The sequence below is a fragment of the uncultured Aliivibrio sp. genome, from assembly GCF_946479765.1.
GTDB lineage: Bacteria > Pseudomonadota > Gammaproteobacteria > Enterobacterales > Vibrionaceae > Aliivibrio.
This window is the reverse complement of sequence record NZ_CAMLHO010000086.1, coordinates 1-7,033: the sequence shown is the minus strand read 5'-3', so window position 1 is coordinate 7,033 and position 7,033 is coordinate 1. Positions and strand designations below refer to the sequence as shown.

At 35.1% G+C, this 7,033-nt stretch carries 6 protein-coding genes; all 6 read left to right on the top strand.

Annotation, left to right across the window (positions count from 1 at the left end):
* The coding region (locus Q1K78_RS16655) for a penicillin-binding protein activator LpoB (RefSeq protein WP_300181478.1) at positions 1 to 968 on the top strand (968 nt) is incomplete at its 5' end.
* A 2-nt stretch (positions 969 to 970) separates the two neighbouring features.
* Complete coding sequence (locus Q1K78_RS16650; protein ID WP_300181476.1) at positions 971 to 2,518, top strand: hypothetical protein; 1,548 nt, start codon at positions 971 to 973, stop codon at positions 2,516 to 2,518.
* Entirely contained in the window at positions 2,518 to 3,624 is a 1,107-nt protein-coding gene (locus Q1K78_RS16645; RefSeq protein WP_300181475.1) for a hypothetical protein, read from the top strand. The genes Q1K78_RS16650 and Q1K78_RS16645 overlap by 1 nt, the downstream gene beginning before the upstream one ends.
* A gap of 1 nt (position 3,625) precedes the next feature.
* On the top strand, positions 3,626 to 5,254 hold the full coding sequence (locus Q1K78_RS16640) for a hypothetical protein (RefSeq protein WP_300181473.1): 1,629 nt from the start codon (positions 3,626 to 3,628) through the stop codon (positions 5,252 to 5,254).
* 68 nt (positions 5,255 to 5,322) lie between these two features.
* Positions 5,323 to 5,937: a hypothetical protein gene (locus tag Q1K78_RS16635; protein WP_300181471.1), complete on the top strand. Its 615-nt coding sequence runs from the start codon at positions 5,323 to 5,325 to the stop codon at positions 5,935 to 5,937.
* A gap of 4 nt (positions 5,938 to 5,941) precedes the next feature.
* A complete protein-coding gene (locus Q1K78_RS16630; RefSeq protein WP_300181470.1) occupies positions 5,942 to 6,994 on the top strand; it encodes a transglycosylase SLT domain-containing protein in 1,053 nt (350 codons plus the stop codon).
* Positions 6,995 to 7,033 lie beyond the last annotated feature (39 nt).

Below are 7,033 nucleotides of genomic sequence, written 5' to 3'. Positions count from 1 at the left end.
AGTCTACCGGCTTAAAAGTTAATTCAGAAGCGGATATTGAATCAAACTCTCAAATAGAAAAGGTTAGTAGAGAAGCTTTATTTGAAAGTGAAAATATTGAATTACCAAGTAATTACGATGTAAAAGCATTTAATAAAATGAGTATTGCAGCGTACGTAGATCATGTGCGTTTTGAAAAAGATGCTAAAAAAACTCAAATTGATAATGGGATTATCGCCAAATTATTAGAAAATGAGTTGGCAAGGACTAAACGTTATGAAGTATTAACTCGTAATTGTGATGCTTGTGATTATGAAGTTGCTTTTCAAGCTGAAAATACTGTTGAAGATGGTTCTATTCAACGTGGTGAGCAGTTGAATCCTGAATATGTTTTTGAAACTTCAATTGCCTTGGGGACAGTAATTAAAAACTTACGTTCTCATGATGAGATTATTTTTAGAAGTTTAGTGACAACTAAAGTTGTTGATCCAACAACGGGTAAGATTGTCCATTCTTTTGAACCAATTCGCCATAATATGCCAGCAAAAAAATTCTTAGTGATTGATGGTGAATATAAAGGCGGGTTTGATTTCAGAAATCATAATGAACTTCAAGAAGCTTACAAAGAAGCCGCTCAAAAAGCAATTCAAGTATTAGTTAATAGAACAATGGATTACTACCCTGTTGGTGGTCGTGTAACAAACTTTAGAAATGGACGTTTTGCTATCGATGCCGGTATCGACCAAGGTTTTGCGACTAAACAGCCAGTAGTTTTATTTTTAAGTGATGATGGCTTAGATATACCAATCGCTTCTGGTGAAGTAACACCAAAGACGAATGGTGGCTCAGGCGTTATGTTTATTTGGAAAAAAGATGACCTTGATGCTGATGATGTGAAAAAGAAACTAGAAGCGATGGGCAAAGATTACCTTAAGCGTAATAAAATTTATGCTGTGTCTGTAGGTACACCAGAAGACTGGAAACTATAATAATGCTTAAACTACTACGTAATTTTTATGCAGCAATATTGATAACTGCAACAATAAATTTATTTGCTATAGGGGCGTTAAATGCCGAACCGATGGATGATGTTTTCTCTATGTTAGAAAATGGAGGGGGAACTCGGTCAGGAAAAAATAAAATTGATGGTTATTACGTAGTAGCTATGGGTACATCAAGTCGCTCAAATGAAAATAAAGGACTTGAAGAAGCAAGAATGGGAGCATTACGTCAATTATCTGAAATGATCAATGGCGTAACCATGAGCGGTAATACTAGTGCTTCAATGAAATATATTACAGTATCAGATGAAAATGGGACACGAGAGTTTTCCAGAGAAAGCTTTGTTGATGTTGTTAATACTAGTTTCAAAGGGCAATTGTCTGCTGCAAAGCAATTGAAATCTGGTCAATATGACGGTGATTACTTTGTTGCAATTGTTATTACCCAAACAGATCTTAAACAAGCGGCATCACTTCGCTCAACGGCTAATTCTGGTAATAGTCATTCAGGTAACACAATCATTATTGCCACAGACGCAAGCAATCAATCTATTGCTCAAGTTAAACAAGGTGCTAAAACAGTAGAATCTAAAGGCTTGGCATCAATGAAAGTTGGTGAAACAGAAGCTCGTAAAAAAGCATTAAATGATGCGATTCATAACGCAGTTCAGCAAGCTCAGGGCGTTATGATGCAAGGTAAGTCGGGTAAGTTTAATGATGCAATTGCGGTTGCAATATCAACAAAAACAGAAGGCTATGTAAGTAGCTATGAAATGCTTGATGAAGATATATCTCGTGGTCAATATTACGTTATTATCGAAGCAATTGTTGATGCGAGTAAATTATTAAATGATGTTAATTTTTACACTCAAGTGCTAGGTCAGCCTGTTTTTGCTATTAACTCAGAAAATGATAAAAAATCAGATTGGATGATTGATGAGCTTGAGCGTCTTGGTTTCACAATTAATGATGGAAAGAAAAAGGCGACACATACTTTCTATTTAAAGCAAAGACAATCAAATGTAGAAGACCACAAAGGTTCGAAAGGTATTGAAACAACATTGAGTATTGTTCTTAAATATAATAAGAATGGCAATATATTATTTACGATAAATAATAATCCAATGAAAACTCGTATTTATGTTCAGCCAGTATCAAGAGCAAAACAAGTTTCAGAACATATTGCTTATAAGCAGATGAAGAAAAAAATGGGCGTTGAAGTTATTCAATCTTTAGCGCGTCATGCAGAAAAAGGCATTGTTTATCAAATTGTTCTAAAGAATGCCAAACAAACAGATGTTGATATTTTTAAACATGTTTTAAATAATGGAACAAGCGGAAACGTTGAAACCTGGAAGTGGGATAAGAAATATAAAACGATGACGTTGGATTACCGTTTCTCTGGACCGCTAAGTGAAGCTTTTGATCAAAGTTTAAAAGAAATATATTCCACATTTAAAAAAGAAGGCAAAGGCCGTAGACCACATATGAAAAAAGTAGATAGCGATGCCGCGTACTTTGATATCGTGAGAAGCTAATGAAGTATTTTATACTCATATTCTCACTACTAGCTTCTTTTTTATCATATGCAAATACGGTTTATGATATTTATGAATCTAAATATAGTGAAAAAGATACAGGTGTTTATGATGATGAGCAGTGGGTGTTCTTTGTTGTTAAACAAGAGTGTTTAACTCAAAAAAAGTATGCAGGGACTCAAGAGTCTAAAGAAGCTGAAAAACTATTTTATAAACAATTAGTAAATGAAGTTACTAAGCGAAATGTATCATTTTCGGATGATATATTAGGGCTATCAGAACCATTGAAAGGCGATATTAAAGATGTTGTTTCAGCTAATTACAATGTGGTGTCAAATATCCCACATCAGCTAGTTTTTGATAGAAACTCAAAGGTAGATCTATGTACTCAAGAGTATGTTGTAACGATTAAAGCTGATTTATTTAAGAATAACGGTATTAAAATACCAAAAAATGAAGTTGAAAATATTGCAACAGAGTTGCTATTTAATGCTTTATCTGAAGGTGACTATTTAAAACTATCATCATATTTACATAGCTTAGATTTGGATAGATTAGCTTCTATATATGAGATGCTAATACTCGAAGATGCGATATCAATAAATCTGAGGCCTACAGATAATAGTAATGTTTGTGTTCAGGAATATTGCCTCTTATCGAAAAATCCTTATTCTGAGTTTGATATTAATAATGTAATATCAACATCGTTATTATATCAAGGCTTAGTGAAATTTTTTAATGAAAATCCAAGTGATATTCTAGCGGAAAATTTGTATAAAAAAGCAGAAGTTAATTTCAATAATGGTGAGAATTCTAAACAAATTATTGATGATTTGACGCTTGCAATTAATTTAAACCCTAATAAAGCTAATTATTGGAAAATGTTAGCAAATATATATAGGGCGTTAGGGAAAAATAAAGAATCGCATGCTGCTGTAGTTCAATATGTTTTACAAGACCCAACTAATTCCGAGTCTTGGGTATATTTCTATTTAGCAGAGAAAAATATAAATTTAGAATCATCTGTAGAACTAAATCGTTGGTTAGTTTTGTTAAATAATCATGTTCAATTTTCGTCATGGGCGAAGAAACAAATAGGTAATTAAAATGAAAAAAATCCTAACACCTTTAGCTATTGTAATCAGTTTGGCGCTATCTAGTAATGTGGTAGCAGAAGACTTTATTGCTAAGGGAGATTCTCCAGCATTAGACGCTGTGTCTGCAATGGTAGAAGAACCTTTCGTTCAAGCTGAAATTAATGAGGAAACATATGTTTCCGCAGAGCAGCAAATTTTAGAAGATCTAAATAAAAAAGGTTGGAGCCAAGGATGGGATGCTAATAAAAAGCGTCTATTTGTTGTTAATACTGAAATGTTTGATTCTGAAGACCCGAGCTATGATGATTCATTTATCACGAAACGCTCTCAATACGCAATGATGGCAACGATGGGTGCTAAAGCTAAAATGGTTGAGTTTATGCGTACTCAAATGAGTGCGGTCGATCAGTTAACAGCTCCCGGAACTGATGTTCATGCTGAGCTAAATGCACAATATGTAAAGTTAAATAAAAAAGTTGAAGCACAGCAGCGTACACTAGAAAAACTATTAGCAGAAGTTGATGCGAAAGAAGCGGCAAAGTTAACAGGTGTTACATGGCAAGATCGTCGTGATGCTTATATAGACGCATTAATAAAAAAAATTGATGAGTCATACAGCGCGGGAAAACTCGAAGATAAAAAAATAAAGCAGTACCAAAAGGCAAAACAGCGTTATGTAGAAGCTCAGACAGAAATGTCTGAAATTATGAAGCAAGCTAGCGCAATTAAAGGCAAAACAAAATTAGAATCGACTAGTCGTGTTGAAACTTTGGCAAAAGCGCCGATCATGGGTGCATCGGTATTACTTCAAGCAGAATCTTGGAATGCTGATGAAGAAAAGTATGAAGTATCAACACTGATGGTTTGGAGTCCTAAATTAGAGCAAGCAGCAAAAGCAATTGTTACTGGTGAGCCGGTGACTTTAAAACCTAAAAAAGCATTAACTGTACAAAAGTGGTTGCAAGCACAAGAAGCTGCAACACTAGTTGGTCCTCGTCAATACGTTGATAAAGATGGTGATCGTTGGTTTATCGGTGCATATTCAATGCCTGTTGAAGGGTCGTCTTCACTTATTCGAAAAAATAAAGGCATTGCTGATTTGATGGCTAAAAAGGAGGCAGCGATGGCGTTATATGCCGATGTAGAAACTCAAAAGCAGGCTGAAATTGCTATGCAAACTCGCTCTGGTGATCTGAATGGCAAAGATCACACGGCGATAGCAACAAGCTTTGCAGAAACAACTCGTCAATCAATAGAAAATCGCCAAGTAAATGGTTTATCTCCTCTATTTACAAAAACAGTCTTACATCCAATATCTCAACAAAAGATTTATGTCGTAGCTTATGGTATTTCTTCAAGTAGTGCTTCAGAAGCATTAAAGATGGAGTATTCTGCTTATCAAGCAGCAAGTAGCGCAAATAAAAGTAATAAAGTAAGCCAAGCTGTTCATAAAACTTTAGACACGCAACTTGAAATGTCGAAAACATCACCTGTATCGGCTAATGATGTAGAGCAAGAAATAGAAAATGTATCTAATTCGACGAAGAGTACTGCATCTCACTCTACTTCATCAAGTAAGGTTAAATCTAATAGTAGTTCGTTGTTGAATGCTCCAACAATTGATGAAGACGATTTTTAATCAAGCAAATCATAAATTAAAACAGGGAGTGAGAGCTCCCTAAAATTAAATAACCAAGAGATATGACAATGAAAAAAATCTTAGCTTTATCAGTAGTGGCAATGGCTTTAGTTGGCTGCCAGTCAACACAACAAGAAAGCCAGCCAGTAGTAGAGAAATCTCCTGCATATTTAGAGTGTAATTTTGGTGGGGAATATTATGAAGTAGCAGCTCCAAAATGGAAATGTGAGCCAAATACTAACCGCGAAATGTATGCAAAACAGGCGTCTGGTTCAAGTGCAAACAAATCAGGTGGAGTAGCTCATCAGCGTCAGTTAGCTATTTTAGATGCAAATAGAACACTTGCTGGTCAGTTTAAGACGGATGTAATTGCTACGATTAAATCATCGAGCGGAACGTTAGGTATTGATGGCGCAGCTGGTGGTGCTGGTGCAACTAAAGATGTTTCAGAAGCATTAGTTAATTTCGAACTAAAAGGAACTGAAATCATTCGTACGATGACAGGTCCGAATGGTCATGTTTATGTTCATGTAGGTATGCCACGTGCCGCGTTACAACAGAATATTGATTTAGCGCTTGAGGTTGTACAAGAGAATGCACCAAACTCCTTACCAACTAATGTAACGCCTGCACAAAATAAGCAGTTATCTGACGATATCGCTAAAGCACTAGAAGGTATGTAATTCAATGACTACGGCTAAATTTGTAAAATCACTTGTAATCGGTTTAAGTTGTTTTTCGAGCTTAGCCGTAGTGCATGCGTCTGATTCAGTTGATGCTTTTGAAAAGAAGAAAGCGAGTATGCTTTCTTCTTTTGAAAGCTCTAAAAAAGAGAATATTGATAAATTTGAACAGTCTAAGACTTCTTATTTATCTGCTTTTAATAAAGCAAAAGAAAAATTAAGTAAAACATGGGATATTCCAGAACTAACGAATAAATCAAAATGGGTTCAATATTCTAATAATGATCAAGTAAAACGTTCTGTGGATTTTGAAACAGGCAGTGTTGTGGTTGAGGTTGTTGGTAATGATCTTTCAGAAGAACAAATAAATAAAATCATTAAAGGCCAAGTTTCTGAGCTAGAAAATCAAACAACAACAAATGCCTATACCAAAGATAGTGTATTAGCAGCGACAAAAATCAAACCTAATAAAATAGAATCAAAAGCGAAAGTGCTACCAGATGTTAGCTCTAAAGAATTATTGATGGCACAAACAAAGTCGAGTTACACGCAGAAAAATGGATTGAAAGTAACTCGTGTTAGCATGGCCGTACCACAGAATAAAGTCGCTAAGCGAGCTATGATTTATCTGCCACATGTGAGTAAAACGTCGGATAAGTGGGGTGTTGAACCTGAATTAATCCTTGCGATTATGCATACTGAAAGTCATTTCAATCCTATGGCACAGTCTCATATTCCTGCTTATGGTTTAATGCAAGTCGTCCCGACATCTGCGGGTAGAGATGTAACTAAGATTTATTTAGGGAAAGAACAATTACTTTCCCCTGAAATACTATTTAATCCAGAATTCAATATTGATATAGGTACTGCTTATCTAAATATCTTGGATACTCGTTATTTAAAACGAGTTGATAATAAACAGTCACGGATGTATTTATCTATTATCTCATATAATGGTGGAATTGGTGCGGCAGCAAAAGTAATCAATGGTAACCGAAATTCAAAATTATCATCATTAGCTGTTAATGCAAACAAACTAACCAGGGCGACCGCATGAGTGTTTAGTTTTTAGCCATACTATTAAAACCAGCGTTCA

Coding starts and splice junctions, on each gene's coding strand:
- Q1K78_RS16650 (WP_300181476.1), top strand. CDS start 971: ATGCTTAAACTACTACGTAATTTTTATGCAGCAATATTGATAACTGCA.
- Q1K78_RS16645 (WP_300181475.1), top strand. CDS start 2,518: ATGAAGTATTTTATACTCATATTCTCACTACTAGCTTCTTTTTTATCA.
- Q1K78_RS16640 (WP_300181473.1), top strand. CDS start 3,626: ATGAAAAAAATCCTAACACCTTTAGCTATTGTAATCAGTTTGGCGCTA.
- Q1K78_RS16635 (WP_300181471.1), top strand. CDS start 5,323: ATGAAAAAAATCTTAGCTTTATCAGTAGTGGCAATGGCTTTAGTTGGC.
- Q1K78_RS16630 (WP_300181470.1), top strand. CDS start 5,942: ATGACTACGGCTAAATTTGTAAAATCACTTGTAATCGGTTTAAGTTGT.